Annotated in this window: 12 protein-coding genes; 9 read left to right on the top strand and 3 right to left on the bottom strand. The window is 61.6% G+C overall.

Annotation, left to right across the window (positions count from 1 at the left end):
- Positions 1-90: 90 nt before the first annotated feature.
- Both AO356_RS27095 and pgm read left to right on the top strand, forming a co-directional pair.
- Positions 91-1,488 (top strand): PLP-dependent aminotransferase family protein, encoded by a 1,398-nt coding sequence (locus AO356_RS27095; RefSeq protein WP_060742419.1) that lies wholly within the window; start codon positions 91-93, stop codon positions 1,486-1,488.
- 90 nt (positions 1,489-1,578) lie between these two features.
- The gene (gene pgm, locus AO356_RS27090) at positions 1,579-3,225 is read left to right on the top strand and encodes a phosphoglucomutase (alpha-D-glucose-1,6-bisphosphate-dependent) (RefSeq protein WP_060742418.1); all 1,647 of its coding nucleotides are present in this window, start codon (positions 1,579-1,581) and stop codon (positions 3,223-3,225) included.
- 130 nt (positions 3,226-3,355) lie between these two features.
- On the opposite strand, the gene AO356_RS27085 is transcribed toward pgm, so the two are convergent.
- Positions 3,356-4,051, bottom strand: a complete 696-nt coding sequence (locus tag AO356_RS27085) for a pirin family protein (protein WP_060742417.1) — start codon at positions 4,049-4,051, stop codon at positions 3,356-3,358.
- Positions 4,052-4,284: 233 nt separating this feature from the next.
- On the opposite strand from AO356_RS27085, the gene AO356_RS27080 reads away from it, so the two are divergent.
- Positions 4,285-6,753: a UvrD-helicase domain-containing protein gene (locus AO356_RS27080; protein WP_060742416.1), complete on the top strand. Its 2,469-nt coding sequence runs from the start codon at positions 4,285-4,287 to the stop codon at positions 6,751-6,753.
- Positions 6,754-6,846: 93 nt separating this feature from the next.
- Here the strand turns inward: AO356_RS27080 and AO356_RS27075 are convergent, their stop codons facing one another.
- Together AO356_RS27075 and AO356_RS27070 are read right to left on the bottom strand one after the other, a co-directional pair.
- The gene (locus tag AO356_RS27075; RefSeq protein ID WP_003201764.1) at positions 6,847-7,125 is read right to left on the bottom strand and encodes a DUF1652 domain-containing protein; all 279 of its coding nucleotides are present in this window, start codon (positions 7,123-7,125) and stop codon (positions 6,847-6,849) included.
- Between the two features lie 193 nt (positions 7,126-7,318).
- On the bottom strand, positions 7,319-8,776 hold the full coding sequence (locus tag AO356_RS27070) for an MFS transporter (protein ID WP_060742415.1): 1,458 nt from the start codon (positions 8,774-8,776) through the stop codon (positions 7,319-7,321).
- 131 nt (positions 8,777-8,907) lie between these two features.
- Between AO356_RS27070 and AO356_RS27065 the strand changes: the two genes are divergently transcribed.
- From AO356_RS27065 to AO356_RS27040, 6 genes are all read left to right on the top strand, one after another.
- Positions 8,908-9,804 carry a LysR family transcriptional regulator gene (locus tag AO356_RS27065; RefSeq protein ID WP_060742414.1) on the top strand — a complete coding sequence of 299 codons (897 nt, stop codon included), beginning with the start codon at positions 8,908-8,910 and terminating at the stop codon, positions 9,802-9,804.
- A 340-nt stretch (positions 9,805-10,144) separates the two neighbouring features.
- Positions 10,145-11,599, top strand: coding sequence for a serralysin family metalloprotease (locus AO356_RS27060; protein WP_060742413.1), 1,455 nt, complete (start codon positions 10,145-10,147; stop codon positions 11,597-11,599).
- A gap of 127 nt (positions 11,600-11,726) precedes the next feature.
- On the top strand, positions 11,727-12,149 hold the full coding sequence (locus tag AO356_RS27055; protein WP_081015480.1) for an AprI/Inh family metalloprotease inhibitor: 423 nt from the start codon (positions 11,727-11,729) through the stop codon (positions 12,147-12,149).
- Positions 12,150-12,290: 141 nt separating this feature from the next.
- Positions 12,291-14,069, top strand: a complete 1,779-nt coding sequence (locus AO356_RS27050; protein WP_060742411.1) for a type I secretion system permease/ATPase — start codon at positions 12,291-12,293, stop codon at positions 14,067-14,069.
- The gene (locus AO356_RS27045; protein WP_060742410.1) at positions 14,066-15,400 is read left to right on the top strand and encodes an HlyD family type I secretion periplasmic adaptor subunit; all 1,335 of its coding nucleotides are present in this window, start codon (positions 14,066-14,068) and stop codon (positions 15,398-15,400) included. The genes AO356_RS27050 and AO356_RS27045 overlap by 4 nt, the downstream gene beginning before the upstream one ends.
- Positions 15,401-15,414: 14 nt before the next feature.
- Complete coding sequence (locus tag AO356_RS27040) at positions 15,415-16,764, top strand: TolC family outer membrane protein (RefSeq protein WP_060742409.1); 1,350 nt, start codon at positions 15,415-15,417, stop codon at positions 16,762-16,764.
- Positions 16,765-16,806: the final 42 nt, after the last annotated feature.

Below are 16,806 nucleotides of genomic sequence, written 5' to 3'. Positions count from 1 at the left end.
AGGCTTGATGGGCTCGTCTACCTCGTCCCTGGTCGTGATGCCCGGCGTTGTGACCTGGCCGACTGCAATCCGTTCTCCTGGCGTGATCCCATGAAAGGTTGCCGGGAGACAGACTTCGCCTACCAGGCGGTTTATCGCTACCTGACCACACTGATCAACGAACTGGAGGTTGATGCGCGGGTGCGCCTGCCTTCGTTGCGGCAATTGGCCGAGCGTCTGAACGTGTCGATATCGACCATCCAGTACGCTTATTCGTTGCTGGAGAAGGAAGGGCGGGTCTACTCGATCGCCAAGTCCGGTTATTACGCGCTGCCGGCGCCCAGCATGACGACCCTGGATGGCGGGGACGATTTGCTCGAGACTTTGTACGTCAATGCCCGGCGCCCCGGCATGCTGGTGCTCAGCGCGGACGAGCCGGCATCGATGCAGCCGTTGGACAGCCCGATGCTGTTGCTCGAGCGCGAGCTGCTGCGCCAGTATCCACGTTCCTCGCAGACGCCCTCGCAACCCTGGGGCGAGCTGGAGCTGCGTACCGCGCTGGCGGCCCGCTACACCTCTTCGCCGGCCCGTTGCTGGAATGCCGATGACGTCTATATCGGCGCCGATCTGCGGGGTGTCCTGGAGATCCTGATCGCCGTGCTGGCACTCAGGGGCGCCACAGTACTGATCGAATCGCCCTGCGACTGGGCCGTGTTGCGCCTGCTGCAAGCCGCCGACATCAACATCATCGAGCTGCCACTGCTGGCCGGCGGGGAAGTCGACATCGAGCAGTTGGAGCCACTGTTGGAGAGCGAAACGGTGCGCCTGGTGATGCTGTCGTCAGTCCTGAACATGCCAACGGGCTCGCTGGTTCCTGAAGAGAACCGCCGCGCCATCGCCCACTTGCTGGAACGGCATGGCACCTGGGTGCTGGAGAACGACAGCCATACAGACCTGGCGTTCGAGGCCGGGGCGACGCCTTTTCGGGACTTGCTCGACCCGGACCGGTTGATCGTCTACTCCACGTTCGAGAAGACCATCGGCCCAGAGGCGCCATATGGCTACGTGTTGTCGCGCCAGATGACCCTGCACCTGCAACGACATTTCCTGTTGCGCGCGTTTCGTCTGTCGCCGATTCGCCAGAAAGCCATCGCCCGGCTGTACAGCAACGGTCGGATTGACCAGCATTTGCTGGTGTTGCGGCGCCTGCTGCGCGAAAGCGCGGTTTCGACCGCACAATTGCTGCGCGAGCGGCTGGGCGATAGCCTGCAATGGGCAGAACCCCAGGGTGGTGCGACGATCTGGATGCGCTCGACGCGACAGGTTGATTTGCGCCGGGTTTTCCATCGGCTGCTGGCCCAGCGAATCGTCATCGCACCGGGGGAGTTGTTCAGCCTTCATGGCCTGTACGGGCAACATATGCGCCTGACCCATGCGCTTAATGGGCCCCAGGACCTGGATGCTGCACTCTGCGCGCTGGCCGACGCCCTGAGGCTCGAACAATCGTAATCGGCGGCGATGGATCGAACCCGTCGCGCCATGGTCGAACTGTCAGTAAACTGCACCCATTTCCCGAGCCACTCCACTCAGAGGTTTTGCATGACAGTCAGTCCATTTGCGGGCAAGCCGGCACCGGCAGAGTTGTTGATCGATATCCCGCGACTGGTGACGGCCTACTACACCGGCCGACCCGATGCCTCGGTTGCGACCCAGCGCGTGGCTTTTGGCACCTCCGGCCACCGTGGCAGCTCCTTCGACCTGGGCTTTAACGAGTGGCACGTGTTGGCAATCAGCCAGGCGATCTGCCTGTACCGTGAAGCCCAGGGCATCAACGGGCCGTTGTTCGTCGGTATCGATACCCACGCGCTGTCGACCCCGGCGGGTGCCAGCGCACTGGAAGTCTTCGCGGCCAACGGTGTGACCGTCATGATCGCCGAGGGGGATGAATACACCCCGACGCCGGCGGTTTCCCACGCCATTCTCTGCTACAACCGTGGCCGCACCTCGGGCCTGGCGGACGGTATCGTCATCACGCCGTCCCACAACCCACCGCAAAGTGGCGGCTACAAGTACAACCCCACCAACGGCGGTCCGGCCGATACCCATATCACCAAGTGGATCGAAGCCAAGGCCAACGAACTGCTGGCCAACCAGCTCGCCGGCGTCAAGCGAGTCAGCTACGAGCAGGCCCTGAAAGCCGATACCACCCACCGTCACGACTATGTCAACACTTACGTGGCGGACCTGGTCAATGTCATCGATTTCGATGCCATCCGCAGCGCCGGGTTACACCTGGGCGTCGATCCGTTGGGCGGCGCGGGCGTGCGCTACTGGCCGGCCATTGCCGAGCATTACCGCCTGGACCTGGACGTGGTGAACACCCACGTGGATTCCACCTTCCGTTTCATGACCGTCGACTGGGATGGACAGATCCGCATGGACCCATCTTCCAGCCATGCCATGCAAGGGTTGATTGGCCTGAAGGAGCGCTTCGACGTGGCCTTCGCCTGCGACCCGGACCATGACCGCCATGGCATCGTGACGCCGTCCGGCGGCCTGTTGGCGCCGAACAATTACCTGGCGGTGTCCATCGACTACCTGTTTCAGAATCGCCCGCAATGGCGCGCCGATGCTGGCGTGGGCAAGACAGTAGTCAGCAGCGGCCTGATCGATCGTGTCGCCAAGCGTCTGGGGCGCCGGCTCTATGAAGTGCCGGTGGGCTTCAAGTGGTTTGCCGACGGCCTGTTCGATGGCTCCCTGGGTTTTGGCGGTGAGGAAAGCGCCGGTGCTTCGTTCTTGCGCAAGGATGGCGGCGTCTGGAGCACCGACAAGGACGGCCTGATTCCGGCGTTGTTGGCGGCTGAAATGACGGCGCGCACCGGTCGCGACCCGAGCCAGGCCTACCGCGCCTTGACCGACGAGTTGGGCGAACCGTTCTCGGTACGCGTCGATGCCAAGGCCAACCCGCAACAGAAGGCCCTGTTGAGCAAGCTGTCGCCGGATCAGGTGACGTCTACCGAACTGGCGGGGGAGAAGATCCAGAGCATCCTCAGCCATGCACCGGGCAATGACCAGGCCATCGGCGGCCTGAAGGTCATGACCGAAAACGGCTGGTTCGCGGCGCGTCCGTCGGGTACCGAGGATATCTACAAGATCTACGCCGAAAGTTTCATTGGCGATGCGCACCTCAAGCAACTGGTGGCCGAGGCGCAAACGTTGGTGGATGGGGCGATCAGCAGCAAGTGATACATGTGATGTGAGCTTGTGACGAGGGAGCTTGCTCCCGCTGAACTGCGCAGCAGTCCCGCTTTTTTGGCGGTCGCTGCGCAACCGAGCGGGAGCAAGCTCCCTCGCCACAAGAGCAGCAGTGCAGGGTTTAGGCGAGGTCCACGAGCACGATTTCGCTGTCTTCAATCGCGGTGACCCGCAATATCCGTTCATCTTCAATCGCAACACCGTCTCGAGCTTGTGCGCGCAACCCATTGATTTCTATCAATCCTGTGGCCGGCACAAGATACGCTCGTCGTCCGGCGTCCAGTCGGTATTCCGCACTTTCACCTGCCTTGAGATTGGCCGCTACCAGTCGCGCGTCGGCGCGAATCCGCAGGCTCTGGTCGTCGCCGGCCTTGCCACTGGCCAAGGTCACGAAGCCTTCGCGCGAGTCCTTGGGAAACGGTTTGGCGCCCCACGACGGTGCCAGACCTTCTTCGTTGGGAATGATCCATATCTGGAAAATGCGCGTGGCCGTCGACTCCAGGTTGTACTCGCTGTGGGCGATCCCGGTGCCCGCGCTCATGACTTGTACGTCGCCAGCCTCCGTACGGCCCTTGTTGCCCAGGTTGTCCTGGTGGCTGATCGCGCCTTCGCGCACATAGGTGATGATTTCCATATCCCGGTGCGGGTGCTGGGGAAAACCGCTGCCGGGGGCGATGACATCGTCGTTCCAGACGCGCAGGTTGCCCCAGTGCATGCGTTGCGGGTCGTAATACTCGGCGAACGAAAAATGGTGGTGGGCATCCAGCCAGCCGTGGTTGGCGGCGCCCAACGTGGCGAAGGGTCTGAGTTCGAGCATGTTCGTGTCCTTTTCGCTGAGCGAAAGCGATGGTTGATGGCGCTATTCTCGCGAAGGAATTCATCGATAAAAAGCGTAAAAAACGCGTCAAACCTATCGCCTAACTAGATATGAATTCGTGAGCCAACTTTCACTTCATCGCCTAAACCCATGACTTAAAAGCTTTTGGGTGGAACCTGGCGGCAAATCCAGACACCATAGCCGTCATGGTTCATGAACACGGAGTCCCCAGCGTGTCGCAACACACTCCCGATCTTCCCCCCGAGCTCCTGCCCCTGGCCCAGATGCCGTTGCTCAAGCGCCTGGCCGCCCGGCTCTTCGGCCATGGCCTGACGCGTCTGCGCGCCCAGCACCGAGCGTCTTGGTTGCACGGCCAGGCCGACGGCTTCCGCAGTGGCCATACCGCCGGTTTCGACTATGGCTATAAGGAAGGCAGGGCCGAAGGGCTCGAGGAAGGCCGCCAGGTCTTGTTGATCCGTGATTCGCGCAGCACAGAGCATCCGGCACCGCAGGTGGATGATTTGCTGTTCGATGACTGGCGCCTGCCGCTGACCACCGAGTTGAAGAAACGTATCAAGGCCGACGTGGCCCGATTGCTGCCGGCGCATGCGCAACCGAGTGCCGCGCAATGGAAGATGATTTTCAGCGATACGCCGTCTACCTCGGTGGTCGCCGGGGCGGGTGCGGGTAAGTCGACGACCCTGGTGCTAAGGATTGTGTTGCTGTCCCACTACCTGGGCTTCGAACTGGACTCAATGACCGTGGTGACGTTTACCCGGGAATCGCGCAAGGACTTCATCCAGAAATTGATCGAGGTGTTTGCCCTGTGGGGGCGAACCGTCAGCCTCAAGGAAGGGCGTGATCTGGTGCGCACCTTCCATTCGCGTATCTTGCCCATGGTCCGCAGCCTGCCCGGGTTCGAGCGGCTCCAGGCCTTCGAGACCCTGAGTCATCGCGCCGAAGCGGACGACGACGCCCAAGGCAATCCCTTTGAATTGCGCATCAATGATGTCCAGCGTCAGCAACTCAACGCCTGTTATTACAACCTTTACCAGCGAGATGCGCGTTTCCGTGAGCTGATCCAACCGTTGTCCCGCCATGCCCTGCAACTCAAGGAGCTGGAGCGCGATCACCCGGATGTGCAAAAACGCGTGGCCGTGACCGAACTGGCGGCCCAGCGCGACGAAGAATTGTGCGATGCCGTCGAAGACCTGTGGTTTCACGCCGGTGCCTGGCCAATCAAGGGGATCGAGCCAAAACGACAAACGTTCGAAATCAATGGTTCGACATTCCACTGCCATGGCTACGCGCCCTCACTGGATGCCTGGGTGATGCTGGGTTTCGATCCGCGGGAAGACGCCCGGCTCAGTCGTCCGGGTGCCAAGTTGAGTATCCGCGCGGAGTGGGCGGTAAAGCGCACCTTGTTTCAAGCTTTCTGCCGTAAGCCACTGATATGGCTTGAAAGTTACGAAGCATCAAAACGTGTGGTGGCATCCATGGCCGGCGATGCCAGTGCCGGCCCCGGGTTCGACTACAAGGTCAAGGGTGAACTGGGTTCGGCGCCATTGTTGGACTGTTTTGTCGCGGCGGCGGGCTTTATCGAGAACCTTGGCCTGGACGTCCCGGACGCCGTGGGCCGGATGGCCTTTGCCCAGGATGACCCCGATCGGTATTTCTTCGAGGCGCTGAGCCGTTACTGGCGGGCATTCGAAGACCATTTGCTCGATCAATCGCCGCCGATCATGACCTATAACCGTATGTTCGCGCTGTTCAGCGAACACTCGCCGGAAAATTTCAAGTTGCTGGGTGATGCCTTGCTCAGGCCGCTATCGCACCTGATGATCGACGAGTTCCAGGACGTATCGCCGCAGATCGTCTCCTGGCTTCGCGCCAGTCTTCGGGAGGTCCGCAGCCGTGGTCCTGCGCTGCACGTGGGGCGCGGTGCCCAGCGTTCGTCCTTGTTGTGTGTCGGGGACGATTGGCAATCGATCTATGGCTGGCGCGGCAGTTCGCCGAGCTACTTCATGGCATTCAACAAGCAATTCCCGTCACCGGCGACAACTCGGGTGATGCTTACCGACAACTACCGCAGCCACCAACACATCATCGACGCGGCCGAGCACATCGTGCGTGCCGCTGCGGCTATCCCAGGCAAAAAAGCCAAGGCCAGTGGCGTGCCCCGATCACTGAGCCCGGTCAATGTGCTGGATCGAGACGACGAAGGGCTGGCCCTGCGACTGGAGGAGCACTATCGCAAGGGTGACTCCATCTTGATGCTGTATCGAAAAAGTAGCGATAAGCTAATGATAGAAAAGCATATTCAGCCAACAGTTAATGTCGATTCTAGCTTGCCGTACGACGCCCGGCGGCTCAGGCAAATGACCTACCACAGCGCCAAGGGGCTCCAGGCGGATGCGGTGTTCTTATTGGGCGACTGCCAGCACCTGAGCAGTTCGCCCTACAAGAATCAGGTCTATCGCATGGCCGGGTTAGGTCAGGATGGAGACGCCGAACCCTACGACACGGCGCAAAAAGACGAAATCCTGCGCTTGGCGTATGTGGGCATCACCCGCGCCGTGCAGCATTGTTATTGGTATGTCGATGGCCAGGATGGTCAGGCGGCCAATGCGCCTAAGGCTTCAGATCGTATTGCAGCGGACAAGCCCTTTTTCGCTGACCACCGTCGTGCCCGCAAAGGATGAAGCTGTGGCAAAAGCGTATTAAGAGGCCATAGAAAAACGGCGCCTTCCCTGGAGAGGAAGGCGCCGCTGTCAAATGATAAGCACTGTTCCCTGTCAGGAAGCGAACCGCCGCAACCCTACCGGTGGCACAAACGCTTCCAGCTCGGCCTCCACGGCCTCGATTATTCGTTCCACATCCGGCGCATTCATCACTGTCGCGCAGGGGATCCCCGCAATGGCAATCATCGTCTCGCCGCTGGCACGGTCAAATAGCCGGGCAACCATACTGCCAGGCGCATCCATGCTCGCTTCGAATCCCATGGGATGGAAGTGCCAGCGCATCAACTGGCAAGCGTTGGGGAACGTAACCTTGCTGAAAGATCCTTTATTCATGTGTTGCCCACCTTCTTCAATCGAGCGCTTCCTTTTGCTCATGTCAGGAAGGAAGAGCCATCATGGCTCTACCAGTGAGAACTAAAAATAGCACCTGAAAATGAACCTCATGTGGATTTTTTCAGTCCGTTTTGCGATTGGTTCACTTTTTTTGATTTGGATCACGACTTAAGCGGCGCTGCTCAGAATGCCACTACGCTTGGTCGGGTGTGTCCTCGACTTCGTTCAACCGCTCTGGCACGCGGCATCTCAAGGCGATGACCACGGCCAGGACCGCCATCGCCAGGGCGGCGGCGAAGGTGGTGTGCAGGCCGTTCGTCACGGCCTCGGGGCTGGCGCGGGTGATCTCATTCGTCGCCGCTGCGCTCGCAAACACCGCGCCGAGCACGCAGGCTCCAGTGAAGAAACCCAGGTTGCGCGACAGGTTGAGCAGCCCGGCGATGACACCTCGCCTTTGGGCGGCCACATCGGCCATGACGGCAGTGTTGTTGGCGGTCTGGAAAAACGCGTAGCCCAGGGTTGTTACCACGATGGCGCTGATGTAGCCGGCGATGCCAAGGGCAGGGGGAACCAGTGACAGCATCAGGCAGCCGAGGGCCATGGTCGCCAGGCCGGCGAACCGCATGGGTTGCGCGCCGAACCGACCCGCCAGGCGTCCGGCAGGCACCCCGGCCAGCGCCGCGACGGTCGGCCCTGCCGCCAGCGTCAACCCGACGAAGGTCGCTGGCAGTCCGAGGGTGATGGACAAGTAAAAAGGCCCGACCAGTAGCGTCGCCATCATGATCGTTGCGACCAGGGCGCTCGTCGCCAGGCCCGAGACCAATGGCTTGTCGCGAAACACGGCCAAGGGAATCAGCGGCGACACGGCCCGGGACTGGACCCGAACGAACAGCGCGCCGCCCACCAGCGCGGCCAGTAGCAGCGCAATGTTCAACCCGCCAAAGCTCCCGCGCCCGGCGGTCATGGCCAAGGCATAGGCGGCGAGCGTCAACGCCAACAGCACCGTGCCGGTGGTATCGAAACGAATCGTTTCCGTCTTCGGCGGCACTTGCCGCACCGGTAGCGAGTACCACGCCAGCCATAACGTCAGCAGGCCGAGAGGGATGTTGACCAGGAACAAGGCCTGCCAGCCGAACCCACTGATCAGCAGGCCGCCAAAGGAAGGGCCAAGGGCCGTGCCCACCGCCGACAGCGTTGCCAGCAGCCCCATGGCGCTGGCGGTTTTTTCCTGGGCGACCGTTTCGCCGACCAGGGCCAGGGTCAACGTCATCATGATGGCGGCCCCCAGGCCCTGCAGCGCCCGGCCTGCAATCAGCAGCCAAAGCGAAGGCGCCAGGCCGCAAAGCAGCGAGGCCAAGGTGAACAAGGCGATGCCGGCCAACAGGAGCTTGCGACGGCCCATCAGGTCACCCAAGCGGCCGACGCTGACAATCAGCGTGGTCATGGCGAGCAGATAAGCCAACACCACCCATTGGACCTGCTGGAAGGAGGTATCGAGGGCCTGGGCCAGCGTCGGCAGCGCCACGGCGACCACACTGGCGCCCAGGGAGGCCAACAGCGTCGAGAGTGCAAGGCTGGCCAGGGCCCAACGAGGTGAAGAGAACCGGCTCGCGGTTGCCGGCCGGCTTGGTTGCGTGTGGATGGGTTTCATCGTCTCACCTGTATCCGTGGCGCTCGAAATGGCGCTGTCGGAACGTTACAACCAGGCATAACATGGCGGAAGACGCAGCGTTTGCAGGTTATAGCTGCGCCAGACGCCATCTATTCAATCGAGCCTTCGCCATGTCTTCGCCTGATCTCAATCTACTCGTCACCCTCGATGTGCTGCTCTCGGAAGGCAGCGTGGCCCGCGCCGCCCGGCGGCTGCGGCTCAGTCCATCGGCCATGAGCCGGGCACTGGCGCGATTGCGGGAAACCACCGGTGACCCGCTGTTGGTTCGGGCCGGGCGCGGGCTGGTGCCGACACCCCGTGCGCTGGAGTTGCGTGAACAGGTCAGTCAGTTGGTGCAGCAGGCTCAGGCGGTACTGCGCCCGGTGACGACGCCGGATCTTGGACGCTTGAGCCGTACCTTCACGTTGCGTACCCGCGAGGGGTTCGTGGAAAACTTTGCCATCGACCTGATCGCCCGTATTCACGAGCAAGCGCCGGGCGTGCGGTTGCGTTTCGTGGAAAAGACCGACCGGGACAGCACCGCGCTTCGCGAAGGCACGGTGGATCTGGAGACCGCCGTCGTGGACAAGGACACCAGCCCGGAGCTGCGAACCCAGGCGTTGTTCAGCGACCGCTTGATTGGCGTGGTGCGCACGGGTCACCCGCTGAGCCATGCGGCGGTGAGCGCCGCCGGCTATGCGGCGGGTGGGCATGTCGGTGTCTCGATGCGCGGGTTGGACCATGGCCTTATCGACCAGGCCCTGGCGGCGCTGAACCTGGCCCGGGACATCGTGACCACCGTGCCGGGTTTCTCCTCGGCGCTGGGGTTGGTTCGCTCCAGTGACCTGATCGCCAGCGTGCCTGAGCGCTACACCACCAGCCTGCGGGTCGGTCTGCACAGTTTCGCGCTGCCGTTCCCAGTGCCAGGGTTCACGATCGCCATGCTCTGGCATCCGCGAATGGACGCCGACCCCGTACATCGCTGGCTTCGAGGCTGTTTGCGAGAAGTGTGCGCAAGTAAACCGTAGAGGTTTAGTAGATATTCATTAATAGCACTTCGCTGGCACTTAGTTGACGAAAGTGCGACGCCGCCGGCTAATGACTAGTTATCGCTATTTAATATTTAAATAGAGTTTTGTCCGACAATCTGCAACTCGGGCAGTTGAGTGCGCGCACTAGCGAGGCAGAAACCTATTGTTTATGGGCACTAAAGGGCAGGCCGTGAAATTGAACGAAAAAAATTGCTAGACGTTTGATTTCCAATTGTGTCAGGTTTCTTACGTCCTCATTGGGCGAGTGATAGGACGATCTCGCCAGAGATCGTCTGTCTGACTAAATTGTTCCATTTGCAAACAAGGAAGTGTGTTTATGTCGAAAGTCAAAAACAGCGCTATCGATTCTGCCGAACAACTGCTCTGGGCTCCGCAACTGGCGGCTCCCAGTAATGCGTTCAACCAGATCAATAGTTTCAGCCACCAATACGACCGCGGCGGTAACCTGACCGTCAACGGCAAACCGTCGTACTCCGTCGACGAGGCGGCCACGCAGTTGTTGCGCGACGGCGCGGCTTACCAGGACCGGGACGGCAGCGGCAAGATCGAGCTGACCTATACCTTCCTGACGTCTGCCTCTTCCAGCACCATGAACAAACATGGGATCAGCGGCTTCAGCCAGTTCAGCGCCCAGCAGAAAGGCCAGGCCGCCCTGGCGATGCAATCCTGGGCGGACGTGGCCAATGTCACCTTCACCGAGAAAGCCAGCGGTGGCGACGGTCACATGACCTTCGGCAACTACAGCGGCGGCCAGGACGGCGCGGCGGCGTTCGCTTATCTGCCGGGGACCGGCGCCGGCTATGACGGGACGTCCTGGTATTTGATCAACAGCAGCTACACCCAGAACAAGAACCCGGACCTGAACAACTACGGCCGCCAGACCCTGACCCACGAAATCGGTCACACCCTCGGCCTGGCCCACCCGGGTGACTACAACGCCGGCGAAGGCAGCCCGACCTACGATGACGCCACCTATGGCCAGGACACCCGTGGCTACAGCGTCATGAGCTACTGGAGCGAAAGCAATACCGACCAGAACTTCAGCAAGGGCGGCGTCGAAGCCTACGCCTCGGGTCCGCTGATGGATGACATCGCGGCGATCCAGAAGCTCTACGGCGCCAACACCACGACCCGTACCGGCGACTCGACCTACGGTTTCAACTCCAACACCGGTCGCGATTTTCTCAGTGCGTCTTCGTCGTCGGACAAAGTGGTGTTTTCGGTATGGGACGCGGGCGGCCGCGATACCCTGGACTTCTCCGGGTTCACCCAGAACCAGAAGATCAACCTCAATGACGCCTCGTTCTCTGATGTGGGTGGCATGGTGGGTAACGTGTCCATCGCCAAGGGCGCCGTCATCGAAAATGCCATTGGCGGCTCGGGCAGCGACCTGTTGATCGGCAACTCGGTGGCCAACGAGCTCAAGGGCGGTGCCGGCAACGATATCCTGTGGGGCGCCGGTGGTGCGGACAAGCTCTGGGGCGGTTCGGGTTCGGACACCTTCGTGTTCGCCGCCAGTTCCGATTCGCGGCCGGGGGCAACCGACCAGATCCTCGATTTTGTCAGCGGCCTGGACAAGATCGACCTGACCGGCATCACCAAGGGCGCGGGCCTGCATTTCGTCAGTGCCTTCACCGGGGCGGCGGGCGATGCGGTGCTGTCGACGTCGGGTGGCAACAGCCTGCTGTCGGTGGACTTCTCCGGGCACGGCGTGGCTGACTTCCTGGTCAGCACCGTTGGCCAGGCGGCGGCCTCGGATATCGTGGCGTAAGGCTAAACCCCTGTAGGCGCTGCCGCAGGCTGCGATCTTTCAAGTGGTAGGAGAAAGATCGCAGCCTCGCTTCGCGCGACGCGCCTGCAGGACCCCGGCCAGGATCAAGCGAATGTGTAGAAAATCGATGCCCTGTAGCGTTCAGGCAACCGTCGGGTTGCTCGCTACGCTGATGATGTTTTGTGGAGAAGTCGCCATGGCGCGCAGCCTGTTGTTAGCAGAACCCTCGCAGTTGGCCGGTCAATGGCTGGCCGTTTTGTCGAGCCCGCAGGACACTGCGCAAAACCAGGCGATGCAGGACAAACCGTCCAACACTTGCCTTGTCGAGCTCAAGGCGGACCAGACCCTCGGTGGGCAAACCGAGTGCCTGGGGCACTGGTTGGGGGATGAGCCGGTTCGTTGGTTTACCGAGCCCGACGGTCTTTCCCTGATCGGCAAGCAAGACTCCAGGACGCACCTGGGGTTGCGTCAGGAACATCATTACCAAATCACCTTGAAGTCCGGTTTGATACTTAGGCTTGAACGGAATAAGTCCCGGAGCACTCATTAACGAGTTAGTGCAGTTGCGCAATGATTGAAACACGCTTGTTCAAACAGGCGTGCGTGTCGGTGCGGACCGAATAAAGATTCAAAGATTGGTCAGTTGAACTAATAGCCAGTTCGCTGGCGAAGCCAACAACAAGGAAGGTTCATGAACAAGGCAAGGAGCGCTGCCTCGGCGCCGCTGTTTAAAGCGCTGGGCGATTATAAAAGTATTCTGATCAGTGTCGGTTGTTTTACCGCGCTGATTAACGTCCTGATGCTCGCGCCTTCGATTTATATGCTGCAAGTGTATGACCGCGGGCTGTCATCACAGAACGAAACCACCCTGGTGATGTTGTCGCTGATGGTAGTGGGTTTCTTTGTGTTCATCGGGCTGCTGGAAATGGTACGCAGCTTCGTGGTCATCCGCATCGGCAGCCAGTTGGAAAGACGCTTCAACCTTCAGGTGTACCGGGCCGCGTTCGAGCGCAATCTGCGCCAGGGTGAAGGCAACGCCGGGCAATCCCTGGGCGACCTCACGCATATTCGCCAATTCCTCACCGGCCCGGCGCTGTTCGCGTTCTTCGACGCGCCATGGTTTCCCGTCTATCTGCTGGTGATCTACCTGTTCAACGTGTGGCTCGGCGTGTTCGCGTCCGTCGGCACGCTGTTGTTGATCGGCTTGGCATGCCTGAACGAGGCCATGACCAAAAAAGCCTTGGGGCAGGCCAGCGTCTACTCGCAACAGTCCAGCCAATTGGCCACCAGCCATTTGCACAACGCCGAAACGATCCAGGCCATGGGCATGCTCGCGGCGCTACGCGGCCGCTGGTTTGCCGTGCACTCACGCTTTCTCGGCCTGCAAAACCAGGCCAGCGATACTGGCGCGGTGATCAGTTCCCTGAGCAAGACCCTGCGTCTGTGCCTGCAATCACTGGTGCTGGGCTTGGGTGCATTGTTGGTGATCAAGGGCGACATGACCGCCGGGATGATGATTGCCGGGTCGATCCTGATGGGACGGGTGTTGAGCCCCATCGACCAATTGATTGCCGTGTGGAAGCAGTGGAGCGGCGCCAAGCTGGCTTACCGCCGTCTCGATGTGCTGTTGCAGGCGTTTGCGCCCCAGGACGACGGCATGACACTGCCCGCGCCCAAAGGCCAAGTGAGCTTTGAACAGGTGAGTGCCGGCCCACCGGGGCAACGCAACGCGACATTGCAGCAGGTCAGCTTCAGCCTGGCTGCCGGGGACGTGCTGGGCGTGCTGGGGGCGTCCGGTTCCGGCAAGTCCACCCTGGCCCGGGTCTTGGTGGGCGTGTGGCCGACCCTCGCCGGGACGGTGCGCCTCGACGGGGCTGACATTCATCGCTGGAATCGCGACCAACTCGGCCCCCACATCGGCTATCTGCCTCAGGACATCGAACTGTTCAGCGGCAGCATCGCCGAGAACATTGCCCGGTTTCGCGATGCCGATCCGCAAAAAGTCGTCGCCGCCGCGCAACAGGCCGGGGTTCATGAGCTGATTCTGCGCCTGCCCCAGGGCTATGACACCGTACTGGGGGAGGACGGCGGTGGATTGTCCGGCGGGCAAAAGCAACGGGTTGCGCTGGCCCGGGCGATGTACGACCGACCGAGCCTGGTGGTGCTCGACGAGCCCAACTCCAATCTCGACACGGTTGGCGAGGCCGCGCTCGCCGGTGCCATTGCGCAGATGAAGGCCCAGGGCACCAGCGTCGTGTTGGTCACCCATCGCTCCTCGGCGCTGGCCCAGGCCGACAAACTGCTGGTGCTCAACGAAGGCCGGCTCCAGGCTTTCGGGCCTAGTCAGGAAGTACTGCGGGCACTGTCCGGCCAATCGGAGACACCACAACGGGACCGTCCCCAGGCAACCCCCAACGGGCTGAGCATGAGTCGCCAATACCAAGCTGCCAGCAAACCGGGTGGCGCATGAGCAAGGAATGCCAGATGAACCTCGAACAGGCTCAAGACGTTGAACGTCCGGAGCGCGACGCCCGTTTCTTCACCCGTATGGGCTGGGTGCTGGCGCTGGTGGGGGCCGGCAGTTTTTTCACCTGGGCCAGCCTGGCGCCGTTGGACCAAGGTATCCCCGTGCAAGGCACCGTGGTGGTTTCAGGCAAGCGCAAGGCGGTGCAATCGATGAGCAGCGGCGTGGTCAGCCGGATCCTGGTGCGCGAAGGCGAGGCGGTGAAGCAGGGCCAGCCGCTGTTTCGTCTGGACCAGACCCAGGCGGCCGCCGATGTGCAATCGCTGCAGGCCCAGTACCGGATGACCTGGGCCAGCCTGGCGCGCTGGCAAAGCGAGCGGGACAACCTGTTGCAGGTGAGTTTCCCGGCGGAGCTGAGTCGCGATCCCGATCCACGCCTGGCCCTGGTGCTCGAAGGTCAGCGGCAGTTGTTCAGCAGTCGCCGCGAAGCCTTCGCCCGGGAGCAGGCAGCGTTGCGCGCCAGCATCGAGGGTGCCACGGCGCAATTGGCCGGCATGCGTCGGGCCCGCGGCGACTTGACCGCCCAGGCCGAATCCCTGCGTCTGCAACTGGGCAACCTGCAGCCCTTGGCGGACAACGGCTACATCCCGCGCAACCGCCTGTTGGACTATCAGCGCCAGTTGTCGCAGGTGCAGCAGGAACTGGCGCAGAACAGCGGCGAAAGCGGGCGGGTGGAGCAGGGGATCGTCGAGTCGCGCCTGAAGTTGCAGCAGCACAACGAGGAATACCAGAAAGAAGTGCGCAGTCAGTTGGCCGACGCCCAGCTCAAGAGCGAAACCCTGCAACAGCAACTGAAATCCGCAGGGTTCGAGTTGCAACACAGCGAAATCCTCGCCACCGCCGATGGCATCGCCGTGAACCTGGGCGTGCACACCGAAGGCGCAGTGGTACGCCAGGGCGACACCTTGCTGGAAATCGTCCCCCAGGGCACGCGGCTGGAGGTGGAAGGGCACCTGCCGGTGCACCTGATCGACAAGGTCGGCCCGCATTTGCCGGTGGACATCCTGTTTACCGCCTTCAACCAGAACCGTACGCCGCGGGTGCCGGGGGAGGTCAGCCTGATTTCCGCCGACCAGATGCTCGATGAGAAGACCGGCGCGCCGTATTACGTGCTGCGCAGCAGCGTCAGCGATGTGGCGATGGACAAGCTCAACGGTCTGGTGATCAAGCCCGGCATGCCGGCCGAAATGTTCGTACGGACCGGCGAGCGCTCGTTGCTCAACTACCTGTTCAAACCGCTGCTCGACCGAGCCGGCTCTGCGTTGACCGAAGAATAAGGATGTCTGGCGGTATGAAGCGTTTCTATTGGATGGCCGTGCTGGCCGTTTCCGTGTGCGGCAACGCCTGGGCCATGGGGCCCTTCGAGTTCTACGAGCAGGCCCTGCGCAATGATCCTATCTACCTGGGCGCGATCAAGGAACGCGATGCGGGCCTGGAGAACCGCGCCATTGGCCGTGCCGGGCTGTTGCCGCACTTGGGCTACAGCTACAACAAGGGCCGCAACCAATCCAAGGTCACCTACCTCAATGACCGTGGCGCCAGCCAGCATGACGATCGCAACTACAGCAGCTACGGCTCCAGCCTGACGCTGCAACAACCCTTGCTGGACTACGAAGCGTACGCGGCCTACCGAAAGGGCGTGGCCCAGGCATTGTTCGCCGACGAAAGTTTTCGGGACAAGAGCCAGGCGCTCCTGGTGCGGGTGCTGAGTCAGTACACCCAGGCGTTGTTCGCCCAGGATCAGATCGACATTGCCCAGGCCAAGAAAAAGGCGTTCGAGCAGCAATTCCAGCAGAACGAACAACTGTTTCGTCAGGGCGAGGGCACGCGCACCGACATCCTCGAGGCGCAGGCGCGCTATGAGCTGGCAATCGCCGAAGAAATCGAGGCGCGGGACGAGCAGGACGCCGCCTTGCGTGAGCTCGGCTCGCTGATAGGCGTCCCGGCCCTGGATATCGGCGACCTGGCGCCTTTGCACGACACCTTCCAGACCTTTGCCTTGCAGCCGGCCAGTTTCGACACCTGGCACGAACTGGCGGTGAGCAATAACCCCAGCCTGGCGTCCCAGCGCCAGGCGGTGGATGTGGCGCGCTTCGAGGTCGAACGCAACCGCGCCGGACACCTGCCCAAGGTCAGTGCCTACGCAACAATGCGCCAGAACGAATCGGAAAGTGGTAACACCTACAACCAGCGCTACGACACCAACACCATCGGCCTGGAAGTCAGTGTGCCGCTGTATGCCGGCGGCGGTGTCTCGGCGTCGACCCGCCAGGCCAGCCGCAACATGGAACAGGCCGAATACGAGCTGGAGGCCAAGACCCGCGAGACGCTGATCGAACTGCGCCGTCAGTTCAGCGCCTGCGTGTCGGGGATGAACAAACTGCGCGCCTACCAGAAAGCCCTCAGTTCCGCCGAAGCGCTGGTGGTATCGACCCGGCAAAGCATCCTCGGCGGCGAGCGGGTCAACCTCGACGCGCTCAATGCCGAGCAACAGCTCTACACCACTCGCCGCGACCTGGCCCAGGCCCGCTACGACTACCTCATGGCCTGGACCAAGTTGCATTACTACGCCGGCACCCTCGGCCCGCAGGACCTGGCGAAGGTGGATGAGGCGTTTGTGTCCCGGGCGCCCATTCAATGAGCTATGGCGAGGGGGCTTGCTCCCGCTCGAGTGCGGAGCGCT

Origin of the sequence: Pseudomonas fluorescens, assembly GCF_001307275.1 — a bacterium.
Taxonomy (GTDB): Bacteria; Pseudomonadota; Gammaproteobacteria; order Pseudomonadales; family Pseudomonadaceae; genus Aquipseudomonas; species Aquipseudomonas fluorescens_AA.
The sequence above is the reverse complement of the archived record's forward strand: the minus strand, read 5'-3'. Positions and strand labels throughout refer to the sequence as shown.

Coding starts and splice junctions, on each gene's coding strand:
- AO356_RS27075 (WP_003201764.1), bottom strand. CDS start 7,125: ATGAATAAAGGATCTTTCAGCAAGGTTACGTTCCCCAACGCTTGCCAG.
- AO356_RS27095 (WP_060742419.1), top strand. CDS start 91: ATGAAAGGTTGCCGGGAGACAGACTTCGCCTACCAGGCGGTTTATCGC.
- AO356_RS27070 (WP_060742415.1), bottom strand. CDS start 8,776: ATGAAACCCATCCACACGCAACCAAGCCGGCCGGCAACCGCGAGCCGG.
- AO356_RS27065 (WP_060742414.1), top strand. CDS start 8,908: ATGTCTTCGCCTGATCTCAATCTACTCGTCACCCTCGATGTGCTGCTC.
- AO356_RS27055 (WP_081015480.1), top strand. CDS start 11,727: ATGCCCTGTAGCGTTCAGGCAACCGTCGGGTTGCTCGCTACGCTGATG.
- AO356_RS27060 (WP_060742413.1), top strand. CDS start 10,145: ATGTCGAAAGTCAAAAACAGCGCTATCGATTCTGCCGAACAACTGCTC.
- AO356_RS27050 (WP_060742411.1), top strand. CDS start 12,291: ATGAACAAGGCAAGGAGCGCTGCCTCGGCGCCGCTGTTTAAAGCGCTG.
- AO356_RS27040 (WP_060742409.1), top strand. CDS start 15,415: ATGAAGCGTTTCTATTGGATGGCCGTGCTGGCCGTTTCCGTGTGCGGC.
- AO356_RS27045 (WP_060742410.1), top strand. CDS start 14,066: ATGAGCAAGGAATGCCAGATGAACCTCGAACAGGCTCAAGACGTTGAA.
- pgm (WP_060742418.1), top strand. CDS start 1,579: ATGACAGTCAGTCCATTTGCGGGCAAGCCGGCACCGGCAGAGTTGTTG.
- AO356_RS27085 (WP_060742417.1), bottom strand. CDS start 4,051: ATGCTCGAACTCAGACCCTTCGCCACGTTGGGCGCCGCCAACCACGGC.